Annotated in this window: 17 protein-coding genes and 1 tRNA gene; 10 read left to right on the forward strand and 8 right to left on the reverse strand. The window is 73.2% G+C overall.

The annotated features are described in order from the left end of the window. Positions 1-56 precede the first annotated feature (56 nt). A complete protein-coding gene (dacB, locus tag H030_RS0107520; protein WP_027005664.1) occupies positions 57-1,286 on the reverse strand; it encodes a D-alanyl-D-alanine carboxypeptidase/D-alanyl-D-alanine-endopeptidase in 1,230 nt (409 codons plus the stop codon). A gap of 71 nt (positions 1,287-1,357) precedes the next feature. On the opposite strand from dacB, the gene H030_RS30150 reads away from it, so the two are divergent. After that, the gene (locus H030_RS30150) at positions 1,358-2,641 is read left to right on the forward strand and encodes a patatin-like phospholipase family protein (protein ID WP_051221978.1); all 1,284 of its coding nucleotides are present in this window, start codon (positions 1,358-1,360) and stop codon (positions 2,639-2,641) included. A 104-nt stretch (positions 2,642-2,745) separates the two neighbouring features. Then, on the forward strand, positions 2,746-4,023 hold the full coding sequence (locus H030_RS0107530; protein WP_027005665.1) for a hypothetical protein: 1,278 nt from the start codon (positions 2,746-2,748) through the stop codon (positions 4,021-4,023). Here H030_RS0107530 and H030_RS0107535 read toward each other — a convergent pair whose 3' ends face one another. Beyond that, a complete protein-coding gene (locus H030_RS0107535) occupies positions 4,024-4,266 on the reverse strand; it encodes a DUF6411 family protein (protein WP_027005666.1) in 243 nt (80 codons plus the stop codon). A 66-nt stretch (positions 4,267-4,332) separates the two neighbouring features. Between H030_RS0107535 and H030_RS30155 the strand changes: the two genes are divergently transcribed. The 3 genes from H030_RS30155 to H030_RS0107550 are packed head-to-tail and all read left to right on the forward strand — an operon-like array spanning position 4,333 to position 7,372. Further along, positions 4,333-4,911, forward strand: coding sequence for an RNA polymerase sigma factor (locus tag H030_RS30155; RefSeq protein WP_051221980.1), 579 nt, complete (start codon positions 4,333-4,335; stop codon positions 4,909-4,911). Further along, positions 4,908-6,089, forward strand: coding sequence for a hypothetical protein (locus H030_RS0107545; RefSeq protein WP_027005667.1), 1,182 nt, complete (start codon positions 4,908-4,910; stop codon positions 6,087-6,089). Before H030_RS30155 ends, H030_RS0107545 begins: the two co-directional genes overlap by 4 nt. After that, the gene (locus H030_RS0107550) at positions 6,089-7,372 is read left to right on the forward strand and encodes a hypothetical protein (protein ID WP_027005668.1); all 1,284 of its coding nucleotides are present in this window, start codon (positions 6,089-6,091) and stop codon (positions 7,370-7,372) included. Before H030_RS0107545 ends, H030_RS0107550 begins: the two co-directional genes overlap by 1 nt. A gap of 12 nt (positions 7,373-7,384) precedes the next feature. On the opposite strand, the gene H030_RS30160 is transcribed toward H030_RS0107550, so the two are convergent. The 3 genes from H030_RS30160 to H030_RS0107565 are packed head-to-tail and all read right to left on the reverse strand — an operon-like array spanning position 7,385 to position 9,506. Next, positions 7,385-8,518: a pyridoxal phosphate-dependent aminotransferase gene (locus H030_RS30160; RefSeq protein ID WP_051221982.1), complete on the reverse strand. Its 1,134-nt coding sequence runs from the start codon at positions 8,516-8,518 to the stop codon at positions 7,385-7,387. Then, a complete protein-coding gene (locus H030_RS0107560; RefSeq protein ID WP_027005669.1) occupies positions 8,518-8,997 on the reverse strand; it encodes a hypothetical protein in 480 nt (159 codons plus the stop codon). The genes H030_RS30160 and H030_RS0107560 overlap by 1 nt, the downstream gene beginning before the upstream one ends. Positions 8,998-9,041: 44 nt before the next feature. Next, positions 9,042-9,506: a DNA polymerase ligase N-terminal domain-containing protein gene (locus H030_RS0107565; RefSeq protein ID WP_035126931.1), complete on the reverse strand. Its 465-nt coding sequence runs from the start codon at positions 9,504-9,506 to the stop codon at positions 9,042-9,044. Positions 9,507-9,533: 27 nt separating this feature from the next. Between H030_RS0107565 and H030_RS0107570 the strand changes: the two genes are divergently transcribed. Further along, positions 9,534-9,875: a putative quinol monooxygenase gene (locus H030_RS0107570; RefSeq protein WP_196809036.1), complete on the forward strand. Its 342-nt coding sequence runs from the start codon at positions 9,534-9,536 to the stop codon at positions 9,873-9,875. Positions 9,876-9,877: 2 nt separating this feature from the next. On the opposite strand, the gene H030_RS0107575 is transcribed toward H030_RS0107570, so the two are convergent. Together H030_RS0107575 and H030_RS0107580 are read right to left on the reverse strand one after the other, a co-directional pair. Beyond that, entirely contained in the window at positions 9,878-11,662 is a 1,785-nt protein-coding gene (locus H030_RS0107575) for an AMP-dependent synthetase/ligase (protein WP_035125983.1), read from the reverse strand. Between the two features lie 87 nt (positions 11,663-11,749). Further along, positions 11,750-11,935, reverse strand: coding sequence for a hypothetical protein (locus tag H030_RS0107580; RefSeq protein ID WP_027005673.1), 186 nt, complete (start codon positions 11,933-11,935; stop codon positions 11,750-11,752). Between the two features lie 137 nt (positions 11,936-12,072). On the opposite strand from H030_RS0107580, the gene H030_RS0107585 reads away from it, so the two are divergent. Continuing rightward, positions 12,073-13,470 (forward strand): PLP-dependent aminotransferase family protein, encoded by a 1,398-nt coding sequence (locus H030_RS0107585; RefSeq protein WP_231398384.1) that lies wholly within the window; start codon positions 12,073-12,075, stop codon positions 13,468-13,470. On the opposite strand, the gene H030_RS0107590 is transcribed toward H030_RS0107585, so the two are convergent. Beyond that, positions 13,443-14,189 carry a Nif3-like dinuclear metal center hexameric protein gene (locus H030_RS0107590; RefSeq protein WP_027005675.1) on the reverse strand — a complete coding sequence of 249 codons (747 nt, stop codon included), beginning with the start codon at positions 14,187-14,189 and terminating at the stop codon, positions 13,443-13,445. The genes H030_RS0107585 and H030_RS0107590 overlap by 28 nt on opposite strands. Positions 14,190-14,343: 154 nt before the next feature. Here H030_RS0107590 and H030_RS0107595 point away from each other — a divergent pair, with 154 nt between their 5' ends. From H030_RS0107595 to H030_RS0107605, 3 genes are all read left to right on the forward strand, one after another. Next, entirely contained in the window at positions 14,344-16,023 is a 1,680-nt protein-coding gene (locus H030_RS0107595; RefSeq protein WP_027005676.1) for an RNA polymerase sigma factor, read from the forward strand. Continuing rightward, positions 16,020-16,262 (forward strand): hypothetical protein, encoded by a 243-nt coding sequence (locus H030_RS0107600; protein WP_027005677.1) that lies wholly within the window; start codon positions 16,020-16,022, stop codon positions 16,260-16,262. The genes H030_RS0107595 and H030_RS0107600 overlap by 4 nt, the downstream gene beginning before the upstream one ends. Before the next feature lie 15 nt (positions 16,263-16,277). Beyond that, positions 16,278-16,351 (forward strand) — tRNA-Pro (locus H030_RS0107605). Positions 16,352-16,367 lie beyond the last annotated feature (16 nt).

Raw genomic sequence — 16,367 nt, forward strand, 5'->3', positions numbered from 1 at the left:
GGCGGCGAGGGGGATGAGGGTTGGTGGGTGGACTGTGGCGGGTGGGGCGGACGGTCTCAGCCGTCGAGCCGCGCGATCGCCGCGACCATCTTGTCCTCGACCGACTTGGCGCAGTAGTTGCAGACCTGGTTCTCGATGAACGAGAACGCGACCCGCCGCCCGCCGGTCGTCGTGCAGTACCCCGACAGCGCGCTCACGCCGATCAGCGTCCCGGTCTTCGCGCTGCAGCGCCCCGCGGCCGCGGTCCCGCGCATGCGCGCCCTCAGCGTCCCGGTGCGTCCCGCCAGCGGCAGCGACGCGACCCACGTCCGCGCGGTCTCCTGCGCGTCCATCCGCTGCAGAAGGCGTACAACCTGCTGCGCCGTCGTCCTGTCCACGCGCGACAGCCCGGACCCATCGACCATCTTGGGGTGCACGCCGAACGACGCGAGCTGCGTCCGGACCACGTCCAGCCCCGCCGCCGTGCTGCCGTTCGCGCCGAAGCGCGCGCCGAGCGCCTTGATCAGCATCTCGGCGTAGAAGTTCTCCGACGGCACGTTGGTCAGCGCGATCAGACTGGCGATCGGCGGCGACCTCAGCGTCGCCAGCGGCTCGGCGTCGGCCGCCACGCCGCCGCCCGCGACCGTGCTCAGCCGCCCCGCCCGGGCCTTGCGCGAGTACCTCACGCCCCTCGCCTTCAGCAGCCGCGCCAGCTCGCCCGCCGCCGCGCGCGCCGGACCGGTCGCGCCCGCGCGGCCGTGGCGCCAGGACAGCGCGGTCAGCCAGCCGCCGAGGTCGCCGTCGGGCTTGTAGCCGCTGTCGGGCTCGCCGCGCAGCGTGTCGAACGCTGACTCGTCGCCGATCACGCCGCCGTCGATCCGCCTGACCCCGGCCCTCACGACGTCGTCGGCGAGCACCTTCATGCCCGCGTCGCCGAGCGTCGGGTCGCCGCCGCCGACGAGGTAGAGGTCGCCGTCCAGGACGCCGCTCGCGCCGACCTCGACGCCCGGCGCCGTGGCGACCGTCGTCTGCAGCGTGTCGGTCGGGCCGAAGCGCAGCAGCGCCGCCGCGGTCGTGAACAGCTTCTCGTTGGACGCGGGCGCCAGCGCCAGCGTCGGGCGGTGCGAGAACAGGACGGTCCCGCTCGCCTCGTCGACGACGTAGCCGCCGGCCGCCGATCCGAGCCGGTTGTGGAGCTTGTTGAGCAGCGCGTGCAGGGTCCCGGTCGTCATCGCGCCGGCCGACGGGGCCCAGGCGGCGAGGACGAGCAGGGACGCGAGCGCGAGAACGGCGGAACGGCGGCGCATCGGGCGGTCAGGCTAGCTGGCCGTTCGGGCGGCTCGCGCCGACAGGGCCTCCCGGTACGCTTGGGTACCTCATGGGCAAGGTCGTCAAGCTCGAGTCCGCGGCAGGTGCGCCGAAAACCGGCGCGACGAGCAGCGGCGCGCGCCGGAGGCGTCCGCGGAGGCGCTCGAAGACCGCGCTCGTGCTCGGCGGCGGCGGCTTCACGGGCGGCGTCTACGAGATCGGCGCGCTGCGCGCGCTGGACCTCCTCAGCGTCAACCGGACCGTCAACCAGTTCGATGTCTACGTCGGGACGAGCGCCGGGTCGTTCGTCGCCGCGCTCACCGCCAACGGCGTGACGCCCGAGGAGATGATGCGGGTCGTCAACCAGCAGGTCCCGACGCCGTTCCGCGACATCGACCTCGGCCAGCTGCTGCGCCCCAACATCGCCGAGTACGTCAGGAAGGGCGTCGCGCTGCCGTGGAAGGCGATCAGCGTGCTGCGCGAGCTCGCGCCCCAGCTCGGGCAGGTGTCGATCATGGACTTCGCGCTCGGCCTCGCCGAGGGCCTGCCGTCCGGCGTGTACTCCGGCTCCGGCCTGGAGTCCTACATGCGGACCGTGCTGAGCGACCCCGACCGGACCGACGACTTCCGGCTCCTGGCGCCCGAGCTGTACCTCGCGGCGACCGACCTCGACACGTGCGAGCGGATCGTCTTCGGCGCCAACGACTGGGACGACGTCCCGATCTCGACCGCCGTGCGCGCGTCGACCGCGCTGCCGATGGTCTACAAGCCGGTCCGGGTCCGCGACCGCGAGCTGATCGACGGCGGGATCGTCTCGACGACGAACGTCGACATCGCGGTCGAGGCGGGCGCGAAGTTCATCGTGGTGGTCAACCCGCTGGTCCCCTACGTCAACGAGTTCACCGAGCAGACGAGCGGCCTGTTCGGCTCGCGGCCGCGCCACGTGAGCGACATGGGGCTGCCGCAGATCGGCTTCCAGGCGTTCAAGATGATGGCCTACCAGCGGCTGCACGAGATGGCCAGGCAGTGGGAGGAGCGCTACCCAGGCGTCGACATCGTCCTGATCGAGCCCGAGCCCAACGACCAGCTGATGTTCCAGACGTCGATCATGAACTTCACCAAGCGCGTGGACATCGCGCGCCACGGGTTCCAGTCGGTGACGCTGAAGCTGGCGAGCGACTACGAGAACTTCCGGACGGTCTGCGAGCGCCACGGCATCGAGATCTCCGCCACGCGGGTGCGCAAGGTCGTCAGGCACTTCGCGGCCGAGCAGGAGAAGACGCGGGCGTGGAGGAAGATCCTCGAGCAGACGACCGGAACGCTGCTGCGACAAAGCGATTCGCCGGGCGCGTAGGTCGTCTCGACCACGCGGGACGCTGCTGCGCCAGAGCGGCGACGGCAGCGCGTAGTCGCGCGTTTCCGCAACTCGGTCCGGCCCGAGCTGTTTCCTACCGGCGGATGACCATTCGCCCGCACCTGAGCCTGATCGCGACCTTCGTCTTCGGACTGCTGGTCTGCGCGCTCGTCGTCACGTCGATCGCCTCCGCGGCCGACGCGCCGAGCGCGACCACCGGCAGCGCCAAGGACGTCGCCCAGAACGGCGCGACGCTCGTCGCGACCGTCAACCCGAGGGGCACCGCGACGAGCGTCCGGTTCGACCTCGGGACGAGCAGCGCCTATGGGCTGGCGTCGGCGAGCAGGGACGTCGGCAACGGGACCGACGCCGTCAGCGTCGAGATCCCGGTCGCGTCGCTGAGCGCGGGGACGACCTACCACTTCCGGGTCGTCGCGACGAGCGACGGCGGGACGGTGCAGGGCTCGGACGCGACGTTCAGGACCGCGAGCACGCCGGCCACGCCGGCGCGGCCGGGCGTGGCGACCGGCGGGGTCAGGGACGTGACGCTGAACGCCGCGACGCTGACCGCGTCGGTCGACCCCAACAGCGCGAGCACGTCCTACAGGTTCCAGTACGGGCTGACGACGTCCTACGGCGCGACGAGCGGGACGGGCTCCGCGGGGTCCGGCACGCGCGGCGTGTCGGTGAGCCAGCGGATCGGCGGGCTGACCGCGGGCAAGCGCTATCACTACCGCGTCGTGGCCACCAACTCGGTCGGGACCGTCAACGGCGGCGACCGCTCGTTCGTGGTGGCCTCGACGGCGACGAGCGCGACGCTGGCCGCCGACCACGACCCGGTCCGCTACGGCGACAGCGTGAGGCTGACCGGCAGGCTCGGCGGCTCGAGGGTCAGCGGCGTCCGCGTGCGGCTCCAGACCACGACGTTCCCCTACAACAACCCGTTCGCGGACTTCGGCAACCCGCTGGTCAGCGACTCCAGGGGCCAGTACTCGTTCACGCTGCCGTCGGTCGCGACGACGACGCGGGCGCTGGTCGTCGTCGACGGGCTGCCGCCGTTCTTCTCCACGCCGGTGACGATCCGCAGCGCGGCGCGCGCGGGGATCACGTCGGTGACGCGGCGCGCGAGCGGCGGCGTCGTGGTCGTCGGCAGCGTGATCCCGACGACCAGGAACGCCGTCGCGGCGCTCCAGCGGCTGTCGTCGAAGGGGACGTGGCTGCCGCTCAAGCGCGCGCACGTCGCCAGGAACGGGCGCTGGTCGATCGCGCTGGGCGCGCGCAGGACCGCCATCACGGTCCGGGCCGTCGGCCTGACGCACGACGGCGGCGCGCACGTGTCCGGCACGTCGCGCACGGTCAAGATCGCCGCGCGCAGGCGCTAGCTACAGCGGCATCTTCGAGCGGCCGCGGCGGCCGCCCTCGGCGGACTTGTTGACGGCCTTCTGGCTCGTCGAGAACGGCTTGGCGAACCACTTGCCGAGCCTGCCCGGCGCCTTGGAGCCGCCGCGCGCGCCGAGGCCGAACGCCTTGGAGGCGCCGTGCTGCGGGTGGCGCGACAGGCGGGGCGCCAGGAACGCCAGGATGGCGAGGACGATGCAGAGGGCGATGACGCCGGCGAGGATCATGGTCCTGTCGGCGTACCCGGAACCGCGCCGTCACAAGAACGGCTGTGCAGGACACTGCCGGTGCGGATGGGACGGACAGGACCCCTGACGGCGCTGGCGCGCGCCGGCGACGAGCCCGAGGCGTTCGCCGTGTTCTACGACGAGCACGGCCGCGACCTCGTGCGCTTCTTCGCGCGGCGGCTGATCGACGCCGAGGCCGCGCTGGACCTGACCGCCGAGACGTTCGCGCAGGCGTTCGCCGGGCGCCGGTCGTTCCGCGGCCGCAGCGACGAGGAGGCGCGGGCGTGGCTGTACACGATCGCCCACCGCCAGCTCGCGGGCTACCTGCGGCGCGGCTACGTGGACCGCGAGGGGCGCGAGAAGCTCGGCGTCCAGCTGCAGCCCGCGGGCGCCGAGGAGCTGGCGCGCGTCGAGGAGCTCGCCGACCTGCGCGGCCTGCGCGCGTCGATCGCCGCGGGGCTCGAGACGCTGAGCGCCGAGCAGCGCGAGGCCGTCACCCTGCGCGTCGTCGCCGAGCTGCCCTACCCGGAGCTGGCCGCGCGCCTCCAGATCACCGAGCCGACCGCCCGCGCCCGCGTGTCCCGCGCGCTGCGGGCGCTGCGCGCCGTCATGACCGACCCGACGACCTCCGGAGGCGAGGCATGAGCATCCAGGACCTTCCGACGCTGGTCGACTTCCGCGACCAGCTCACCGCGCTCGCGGCCGCCGAGGCGCGGGGTGGGGCGGAGGCTCCGGCGCGCGCGCGGCGCGGGCGGCGGCGGCGTGGCTTCGCGCCGCGGCTCGTCTTCGTGGCGCTCGGCGCGGTGTTGCTGGCGGCGGGGGTCGCGGCGGCGGCGATCGTCGGGCTGCGGGCGACGGTGGTGCCGGGGCCGAGCCCGGAGGACGTCGCGCCGCAGGAGATCGTCGTGGCGGCGTCGGCGCGGGTGCTGGGCGTCCGGGCGCAGGATCCGGGCGATGGCTCGGTGTGGGCGCTGCGCTCGGCGCGGACGCGCGATGGCGAGGTCTGCCTGACCGTGGGGCAGGCGCGCGGTGGCGACTTCGGGCTCGTCGGGCTGGACGGGAAGTTCCGGCTGCTCGCGCCGGAGCTGGCCGACGGCTGCGGGATCCGAGTCGGGGGCGACGCGCTGACGCTCAGCGGCGCCCGCACCTTCGCGGCGGCGAAGCGCAGCGACGTGCGGACCGTCGTCTACGGGCTCGGCGCGAAGCTGCGCGGGGTGACCCTCCGGGTCGGCGCGACCACACGGAAGGTCCCCGTCACCCGCGACGGCGCCTACGCCGTGGCGCTCGCCGGCTACCCCGAGGACCGCCCGGTCCACGTCGCGCTGCGCTACGCCGACGGCCACACCGGCACGCTCGACTACGGCAGCAACCGCCGGCTCGTGACCAGCCCCGGCGGCCTGCCCGCGCTGCGGCTCGACGGCGGGATCGTCGACTCCGCCCGCCACACGCCGTGCCTGGAGGTCACCGCCGCCCGCCACGTCCCGGGCGCGGGCAGCGGCCCGACCGCGTGCGGTCCGGACTCCCGGCCGTGGGGCACCGTCCGCGCCGTCAGGCCCGGCCACGGGCGCTGGGGCAGGTTCCCCGCGCGCACGCTCGCGTGGGGCAGCTGGCCGCGCGGCCATACGAAGCTGGGCGCGGTCACCGTCCGCTCGCCCGCGGGGACCGTCAGGGCCCGGATCCTCGGCGAGCGCCACACGTTCCTCGCCGTCCTGCCCGCGCGCGTCAACCCGCGCGACGTGACCGTGACGCTGACCCCGGAGCGCGGCGCGCCCGTCACGTTCCACACCACCTTGAACCTGCGACCCGACCCGATGACCCACTGATGCCCCGCCGCTCGCTCCGCCTGCTCGCCGTCCTCAGCGTCCTCGTCGGGATCGCCGCCGGGGCGGTCGTCGCGGTCGCCGTGCCGCGCCACGCCAAGACCACCAACATCCCGAAGCTCGCGGTGCTGCGCACCGCCGCGCCGTACCCCGAGGTGTCGTGGCAGCACGGCATGCACGCCACCACCAGGCCGCGCATCCTCCTCACAGCGCCCGACCCCGCCGGCGGCCCGGACTGGGCGCTGCGCGCCTTCAGCGGGACCAACATCCTGCCCAAGGGCGTGCCGCTGAGCCACATCGGCAGGGAGTTGCTGGGCGTCAAGGACTGCGTCGAGCTCGGCCGGATCCACCACGGCACGTTCGGCTGGCTCGACGGCGGCGGGACGTTCCGCCCCGTCCCGGCCGGCCATCAGGCCGGGTCGCGCAACTGCCGACCGCACGGCAAGCCGCTGCCGGAGGACCACGACAGCGCCGTCTGGACCACCTGGGCCTCGCACCCGGAGTACGGCGAGCCGCAGCCGCTCGCCACGGTCGTCTGGGGCACTGCGCCCGTCGCGGTCAAGGCCATCAACATCTCCCCGCGCAGCGTCGGGACCGCGGACCTCCACCGCAGCGCCGACCGCCGCGCGTTCATCGCGTTCCTGGCGCCGCAGGGCGCGCTGCCGCGCGCCACCACCGCCTACGCCGTCGACGACCAAGGCCATCAACATCGCGTGCTGCGCACGATGCAGTTCCGCCCGACGCTCGCGCAGGGCCGGCTCGCCGCCCGCGCGCCCGACCCCGACGGCGGCGCGCCGTGGGGCATGGCGGTCGTCCGCGGCCCGCAGGGCACATGGTGCACGGGCAACGCGGGGCGCGTCGTCGGCGACGGGGTCGGCCAGCTCGACCCGCGCACCGACGTCTTCTTCGACCAGTCGAGCTTCGCCTACAACTGCCCGGCGCTGACGGGCAGGTTCAAGATGTCGCACAACCACCCGTTGGTGTACGGGTTCTCCGCGGGCGTGACGGTCGACGACACCGGCCCCGGCTCCGCGCGCGACCACGGCCGGATCGCGCTGCGCCACGACCCCGGCGCCACGGTCTTCTCCGGCGTCGCCCTGCCCGGCGTCGTCTCGATCACCGTGATCGCGCCGACCCAGACGCGCACGATCCGCCCGTCCGGCCCGTCGCACGCGTTCGTGATCGCGTTCCCGGGCTCGTTCCCGAGCGGCAGGATCCAGCTCGTCAGCCACTTCGCCGACGGCACGACCGCCACGCAGGGCGACCACACCGACGACTTGTCATAGACCTTGGGCGGCCTACAGCGCCTGCTCGGCCGCGAGGTCCAGCGCGCGCAGCAGGCGCGCGGCGTCCTCCGGCCGGTGCGGGATCGTCAGCCGGACCCGGTCCGGCGCGCCGACGCCGTTGCCGGTCTGCACGGCGATCCCCGCGCGGTCCAGCTTCGTGGCGAGGTCGGAAGCGCCGTGCGGCCCCGGCGCGGGCAACCACAGGATGTTGGCCTGCGACTCCGGCACGTCGACCCCGCGCTCCCTCAGCGCCGCGGTCAGCGCGGTGCGCTGCTCGGCGATCGCCGCGCGGCGGCGCTCCAGCATGCGCTCCTGGGTCCGGATCGCCTCCAGCGCGCCGGCCTGCGCCAGCTCGTTGACGCCCAGCTCGGGCGCCAGCTGCTCCAGCAGAGGCTCGGCGCCCGGGCCGCCGAGCGCGTAGCCGCAGCGCAGCCCCGCCAGCCCCCAGGCCTTCGAGAACGTCCGGAAGATCAGCAGGCGCGGGAAGTCCTCCAACAACGCCAGCGTCGCGTCGACCGGCTCGGCGTCGACGAAGTCGCGCAGCGCCTCGTCGAGCAGGACGACCACACGCTCGGGCAACCCCTCCAACAACCGCCGCAGCTCACCCAAGGACAACAACTCGCCCGTCGGGTCGTTCGGGTTGCACAGCGCGACCAGGCGCGTGCGGTCGTTGACCGCGGCCAGCACGTCGTCGACCCCGAACCCCGCGACCGGCACCGCGACGCCGCGCGCGTGGCGGGCGACGACCGGATACAGCGGGTACGACGGCCACGGCGTGATCAGCTCGTCGTCGGCCTCCAGCAGCGCGGCCGCGGCCTCCGAGATCAGCTGCGCGACACCATCTCCTACAACAAGGCGACCCTCGGCCACGCCGTGGCGGTGGGCCAGCTCGGAGCGCAGCTCGCTGCTGGAGCGGTCCAGGTAGCGGTGCAGCCCGCGCCGCGCCGCGAAGGTGATGGCGTTGACGATCGCCGGCGGCGGGTACTCGGGCCACGTCGTGCGGGAGAGGTCGAGCGGATCGACGCGCGCCAGCTCCTTCGCGCGGCGCTCGGCGGCGGCCTCGCGGAGGCTGGTGTTGACCTCCTCCTCGCTCAGGCCCTCGAACTGCCTGTAGTAGCCGAAGAGCCCGCGCTTCCTCTCCGCCATCAGCCGCCCTGGCCGCTGAACGACGACGAGCCGGGCCCGTTGATGACGATGAACCAGAACGCGAAGACGATCGCGCAGACCGCGGCGGTGACTGCGAAGACGCGGCCCATCGCGCCGTTGCGCTGGTCGATCCCGGCGGCGCGGCGCACGAGGATCCAGGCGTGGTCGACGCGCTTGAGGATCATCAGCCCGCCCATCAGCGCGACGATCATCGCGATGAACGCGACGAGGATCGCGACGCCGACGTTCGCGCCCCAGTACTGCACGCGCGAGGCGAGCCACAGCGCGCCGGCCGGGATCGGGCCCCAGAACAGCAGCGAGATGACGATCTCGATCGCCAGCAGCCCGTGGGCGCCGAGCCTGTCCAGGCGCCGGCGCGCCGCCGTCCCGCGCTCCGGAAGGGCGCGGTACTTGGTCGGCGCCGTCCCCGGGCGGCGTCCGACGAACAGCCCGCCGTTGTCGGTCGGATCCGTACGCACGACTACAGGGTACGGGTTCGTTTGCAACGCGTGGACCCTGAAGCTCACCCTAATCCCGCGGCAACCTCCTGCCAGGTGCGCCCGGACCGGACCGACAGCGGTTCTTCGGCGACCACGTCGTAGCCCGGCAGCGCCGCCTCGTCGCGCATCTTGACCAGCACCCAGCGCCTCGGCCCGGTCGCGGTGAGGGCGAACGCGCCGTGCAGCTTCGTGCCGTGCAGGACGAACGAGAGGTGCCCGTCGCGCTCGCTGCGCAGCGCGTAGGTCCCCTCGTCCCAGACGATCACCGCGCCGGTCCCGCGCCCGCCGCCGTGGACGCCCTCGAAGTCCAGCGCGTCCAGCCCGTGGTCCTCGACCGGGACCGCGAGCCGCTTGACCGCGGGGTCCAGCGACGGCCCCTTCGGCACCGCCCACGAGCGCGCGACGTCGCCGAACTGCAGCCGCAGGTCGTAGTGCAACGTGGTCGCGTCGTGCAGCCCGACGACGAAGCGCGGTTCTTCCGGGACCATCACCTACATGACACCATGCCGTTCAGCATGAGCCTCATCATCCACGCGGAGATCCACGGCCTCGGCGGCCGCGCCGAGGAGCTGCGCACGCTCCTGGCCGAGCACGCCGAGCGCTCGTCCGAAGCTGACGGCTGCCTCGGCGCCGTCGCCTCGCAGCCGCTGGGCGCGGACGTCGGCGAGTACACGCTGACGATGCGCTGGGACGGCGAGCAGTCGCTGCGGGCCCACTACGCGAGCAACGACTACACGCACTACGTCACGAACATCGGCGAGCTGCTCGCGCGCCCGTCGGACGTGACGGTCAGCTACGTGGACCGAGAGGTCCGCGCGACCGCGGACCTCTCGCAGGACCCCACGCTCCAGGGCTGACCTCAGTACAGGCCGTCGAACAACGAGGCGTACTTCTCGTTGACGACGTTGCGCTTGACCTTCAGGGTCGGCGTCAGCTCGCCGGTCTCCTGGCTCAGGTCGTGGTCGAGGATCGCGAACTTCTTGACCTGCTCGACCTGCGCGTACTTGCTGTTGGCGGCGTCCAGGATCTCCTGGATCATCGCGCGCACCCTCTCGTTCTCGGCCAGCGACGCGATCGAGGTGTCCTCGATGCCCTCGGCCTGCGCCCACGGGACGATCTCCTCCTCGTCCAGGGTGACCAGCATCACCGGGTACGGGCGGCGGTCGCCGTGCATCACGGCCTGCGAGACCCAGCGGGTCTGCTTGAGGTCGTTCTCCAGGTTGGCGGGCGTGAGGTTCTTGCCGCCCGCGGTGATGATGATGTCCTTCTTGCGGCCCGTGATGTACACGTAGCCGTCGGCGTCGATCGAGCCGAGGTCGCCGGTGTGCAGCCAGCCGTCCTCGACCGCGCCGAACGACGCGTCGTCGTTCTTGTAGTAGCCGCCGAAGATGTTGGTGCCCTTGATCAGCAGCTCGCCGTCGTCGGCGATCTTGACCTGGACGCCGGCCAGCGGCTTGCCGACCGAGCCGAAGCGGTGGGCCTCCGGTCGCGACGACGTCGCGACCGTCGAGGTCTCGGTCATCCCGTAGCCCTCCATCACCGGGATGCCGCAGCCCCAGAAGAACTCCAGGATCTCGTGCGCGATCGGCGCGGCGCCGGTCACGGCCTCGCGGACGCGGCCGCCGAACAGGCCCTTGACGAACGCGGTCTTCGGCGCCAGCTCGGCGAACGACGCGCGCAGCTCCTCCGGGACCGGCTCGCCGCGGACCTCGAGGTCCTGGATCTGGCCGCCGACGGTCCGGATCGTGTCGAGCTCCTCGGGCGCCAGCTGCTGCTGGGCCAAGGTGTAGATCTTCTCGAAGATGCGCGGGACCGACGGCAGGTAGGTCGGCCTGACCTCCATCAGCTCGCCGACGATCGCCTTGGTGTCGCCGCCGTAGTAGGCGATCGGCACGCCGAGGTCGACGGCCGACAGCTGGATCAGCAGCGCGAACGCGTGGGCCAGCGGGAGGAAGAGGTAGATCAGGTCGTCGCCGGTGCCGATCGACCCGCGCTCCTCGACCATGTCGAGCACCGAGCGGTAGTTGCCGTGCGACAGGACGCAGCCCTTCGGCGGCCCGGTCGTGCCCGAGGTGTAGATGAAGGTGAACGGGTCCTCGGGCCTCACCGCCGCGGTGCGGTCGGTGAGCAGGTGCGCGTCGCGGCGGTTGCCGCGGGCGCGGACGTCGTCCAGCGAGATCGCGTCGCCGACGTCGCCGCTCGGGTCGATCGCGATGACCTTGCGCAGCGCCGGGAGCCGATCCCGGACCGCGGTGATCTTCGCGACCTGCTCGGCGTCCTCGCAGACGATGACGACCGCCTCCGAGTTGCCGGCCACCCACTCGCACTCCTCGGGCGAGTTGGTGGGGTAGATCGGGACGGCGACTGCGCCGGCGGCGCTGATCGCGAACTCCGCGTACGCCCACTCGGGACGCGTGTTGCAGAGGATCGCGACGCGCTCGCCGGCCTGCAGGCCAAGAGCGATCAGGCCCAGGCCGATCTCGGTGACGATCTCGCCGACCTGGGCGAAGGTGACGTCACGCCAGGCGCCGTCGACCTTGTGCTGGATCGCGACCTGGTCGCCGTACTTGGCGGCGGCCGCCAGGCACATGTCGGCGATGGTCGCCGACCCGGTCCCCTCGGCGGGCGTGGTGCCAGCCTCCATGGTGCTCCTCCTCCTGCGTTGACACCGTGTCAGCGGAGGAGTCTAAGGTCCGCGCGGCCTGCGCGCGAGTCGCATACGACGACCGCCCTAAGCGGTGGCCTGCGCCTCCCGTGCCGCGGGGCTGCCCAGATCCTCGAGCGACGCGAGGAAGAGGGTCTTGTCGATGCGGCCCTGGAAGATCGGGACGCCCATCTCCATGCACTTCTCGATGACGTCGCGCCGTTCGAGACCGCACTCGCGGGCCATCTCGGTCGGCGTGAGGTGAATAGCCATCGGCATGCCTCCTATGTGGGGGGAGTTGGTGACGGATGCAACGTAGCGCCGTCGCCGGACGGGGGCAAGCCGATTCGGCAAACGCACGGATTCCGGTCCGATACGCGACCGGAAAGCGACCTGCAAGAGTCCTGGTGGTGACCTCGTCGGGCGAGCAGCAGCGGCTCGGGCTGGACCTGTTGGTGAACGTCGACCGCGACGGCGACGTGCCGCTGCGCGCACAGCTGGAAGACCAGCTGCGAGACGGGATCCGGCGCGGCGCGCTGCACGGCGGGACCGCGCTGCCGTCGACCCGCGCGCTCGCCGCGGAGCTCGGCGTGTCGCGCGGCGTGGTCGTCGAGGCGTACGCGCAGCTGGCGGCCGAGGGCTTCCTCGTGGCGCGACCAGGGGCTGCCACTCGTGTGGCTTCCGTAGCGGTCCACGATCCTGAGCCGGCGAAGGAGGAGGTGCTGGCGCCGCCGGTCCGGTTCGACCTGCGCACGCTGGCCGCCGACCTGTCGGCGTTCCCGCGGCGTGCGTGGGGCGCGGCGCTGCGCGACGCGCTGCGCGAGCTGCCCGACGCGTCGCTGAACTACGGCGACCGCGTCGGCGCGGGGGAGCTGCGGACGGTCCTGGCGTCCTACCTCGGCCGCGCGCGCGGCGTGGCGGCCGAGCCGCGCGACGTGATCGTCGTCACCGGGATCATGCAGGCGGTCTCGCTGCTGGCCCGGACGCTGCGGCGCGCGGGAGTCGAGCGGGTCGGCGTCGAGGACCCGGGCTTCCCGCCGCACCGGATGGTCTTCGCGCGCGAGGGGCTCCGGGTGGTCCCGATCCCGGTCGACGAGGGCGGGCTCGTCGTCGACGGCCTCGACGCGGCGGGCATCGGCGCGGTGCTGTGCACGCCGACGCACCAGTACCCGCGCGGGATGGCGCTGGCGCCGGAGCGGCGCGCGGCGCTGGTCGAGTGGGCCGCGGCGCGCGACGGGTGGATCATCGAGGACGACTACGACGGCGAGTACCGCTTCGACCGCGACCCGGTCGGCGCGCTGCAGGCGCTCGCGCCCGCGCGCGTGACGTACCTCGGCTCGGCGTCCAAGACGCTGGCGCCGGCGCTGCGGCTGGGGTGGATGGTCGTCGCGCCGGAGCTGGTCGAGGGCGTCAGCGAGGCCAAAGCGCTGGCCGACGGCGGGACGCCGGTGCTCGATCAACTCGCGCTGGCGCGCTTCATCGAGCACGGCGAGCTGGACCGGCACCTGCGCAGGATGCGCGGCGTCTACCGGCGGCGCCGGGACACGCTGGTGAGCGCTGCGGAGCGGTGGGTCCCGGAGGTCGAGCTGGAGGGGATCTCGGCGGGGCTGCACGTCTCGGCGCGGCTTCCGGAGGGCGTGGTGCTGGGGCCCTTGCTCTCGCGCGCGTGGGAGGGCGGGATCGGCGTGTTCGGCTACGAGCACGACGGCGTCGCGCGCGTCCTGCTCGGCTACGCGAACCTGCCCGAGCCGTCGGTGGAGCCCGCGATCCGGGCGCTGGCTCAGATCGGGTTCGGCACGTCCACGTAGATGTGGCGGACGCCGAACTCGCGCGCCAGCAGGTCGCCGAGGCGGCGGACGCCGAGCGTCTCGGTCGCGTGGTGGCCGGCGGCGAGGAAGTGGATGTTGGCGTCGGTCGCGATCGAGTAGGCGCGCTCGGCGGGCTCGCCGGTCAGGAACGCGTCGAGGCCCTCGTCGAGCGCGGTCAGCACGTCGTCGGTCGCGGCGCCGGAGACGATCCCGATGTTGTTGATGGTGTCGGGTCCGCCGGGGACGACGAGCGGCTCGCGGCCGTCGACCGCGTCGCGGACGCGGTGGGTGAGCTCTTCGATGGTGAGCGGCGTGTCGAAGTCGATCGCCACGCCGATGCCCGCGAAGCGGCGCGCGTTGACGCCGCCGAGGCGCTGGGCGAGCAGCGCGTTGTTGCCGTGCTCGGGGTGCGCGTCGAGCGGCAGGTGGTAGGCGGCGAGGTTCACGTCGTGGGCGAACAGCGGCTTCAGGCGCCGGTGCAGGAGCGGCGTGATCTGCTGCGGATCGCCGCGCCAGTAGAGGCCGTGGTGGACGAGGACGAGGTCGGCTCCGGCCTCGACGGCGGCGTCGATCAGCGGGCCGTTCGCCGAGACGCCCGTGACGACTGTCTGAACTTCGTCACGCCCGGGTACCTGGAGGCCGTTGGGTCCGTAGTCCTTGAACTCGTCGGCTTCGAGCAGCCGGTCCAGGTGGGCGATGAGGTCTTTGATCTGCGGCATGTGTGGGTAAGAAACGTTAGAGTTCCCTCCAAGCGGCTGCTGGGGAGTCGTCGCACGGAGGAACTGGACAGGGACTGGGATCTTGGCAACGCTCGCCGCACCGGGCGTCTCCGCCACCGCGCGGAGCCGACCCGACGTCACAGACCACGATCTGGTGCAGGCCGTCCGGGCTGGGGACGACCACGCCTTCGAACGGCTGTACCACCGCTACCACCGGCGGATCAGCGCCTACATCTTCGGCATGGTTCACGACCACGGGCGCGCGGAGGACCTCACGCAGGAGGTCTTCGTCAGCGCGTTGCGCCGGATGCGCGCGACCAACCGCGACATCCTCTTCAAGCCGTGGATCTACGAGATCGCCAAGAACGCGTGCATCGACCAGTTCCGGCGCTCGAAGCGCGCCGAGGAGGTCTCGATCGACGCGGACGACGGGCACGGCCTGGCGCCGGCCGACCACGGCAAGTTGCACGCGACGGGCGCGTCGCCGGAGGCGGCGGTCGAGGGCAAGCAGGACCTGGCGAACCTGACGGGCGCGTTCGGCGGGCTTTCGGAGGCCCACCATCAGATCTTGGTGATGCGCGAGCTGGAGGGTCTCTCCTACCGCGAGATCGGCGACCGGCTGGGCATGTCGCGCGCGTCGGTGGAGTCGACGCTGTTCCGCGCGCGCCGGCGGCTGACCGAGGAGTACGAGGAGCTGCGGACCGGCGAGCGCTGCGTCCGGATCCAGGAGATCATCGGGCGGGGCGCTTCTGCGGGCGGCCGCCTCGGGATGCGCGACCAGCGGCGGGTGTCGGCGCACGTCGTCGCCTGCCAGCCGTGCCGCAAGCAGGCCGTGATGGCCGGGCTGGACGCCGGCGCGATGGCGCGGCGCCCGGTGCGGGCGAAGCTCGCGGGGCTGCTGCCGCTGCCGGCGTTCCTGAAGCGCAGGTGGCTGCCGGGCGGGTCCTCGGACGCCGCTTCGCATGGCAGCGCGGTCGCCGCGAAGGCGTCGATGGTGGCCGCGCAGTACGGCGAGCCGTCGATGGCCGGGTGGATGAAGGGCGCCGCGGTGGCGACGGCGGTCGCGGTCGCCGGCGTCGGCGCGGGCGCCGCGGATCACGCGGCGAAGGCGCGGGGCGACGCGGCCAAGCACCGCGACGTGCCGGCCGCGGTCGTCCAGCACGGCGGGTCGTCGCCGGCGAGCACCGCGTCGTCTTCGCATGGGACTTCTTCCGGGAGCGCGTCCGGCGGCAGGTCGTCGACCCATCGGACCGTGGCGAGCAAGACGAGGACCGGCGCGTCGTCGCACGGCTCGTCGGCGGGCGCCGCGGCGGGCAGCGTGGCCGGGCAGCAGAGCACGACCGGCGCGAGCGATCGCCCGTCGTTCAGCGGCTCGGGCTCGGGCTCCTCGGGGTCCTCGGGGTCCGGCTCGTCGGGCTCGAGGGACTCGGCCTCGACGGCGTCGGCCAAGGACTCCGGCGGCGACTCGACCTCCGGCGGGTCCTCGGCGACCAGGTCGGCGACTCCGGTCAGGACCGCGGTCGACGGCGCGACCGGCGCGGCCCAGCAGGCGACGGGCAGCGGGTCCGGGACGGGCGCCCAGGCGCCGCTGATCGACCCGAACCTCGGCGCGCTGACGCAGCCGGCTCCGGCGGCGACGCCGCAGACGCCGCCCTCGCTGGGCGGTGCGGTGGGCGGCGTGACCCAGAGGCTCGGCGACACCGTCGGCGGCACCGCCGGGCAGGCGGTCAAGGACACGGGCGCCGCGCTCGGAGGTACGGTGGACGACGTGACCAGGACCGTGACCGACACCGCGGGCGCCCTGCTGGGCGGTGGCAGGGCCGGAGGCCAGTGAGCGACGAGGACCTCCTCGGGTCCCTGACGGATACCGGGCTGTACTCGATCGGCGCGTTCTTCGCCGATCGTCATCCCGAGCTGTGCGACGACGTCATCGCCGAGGCCCAGGCGATCGAGGACGAGGGCCTCGCGGCATGGGCCGCGGCGCAGGGCTCCGAGCTCGACGCAGCCCTGCAAACCCTCATCACCGGCCTGGCCGTCCGCTACTACAAGGCCGTCGCGGGCACGTCCGGGTAGACTTGCTCCGTACCTCGGGGCGTGGCGCAGCCTGGTAGCGCGCGCCGTTCGGGTCGGCGAGGTCCCCGGTTCGAATCCGGGCGCCCCGATACAGCAGCACCGAAG

The organism is Conexibacter woesei Iso977N (assembly GCF_000424625.1).
Classification (GTDB): Bacteria; Actinomycetota; Thermoleophilia; order Solirubrobacterales; family Solirubrobacteraceae; genus Baekduia; species Baekduia woesei_A.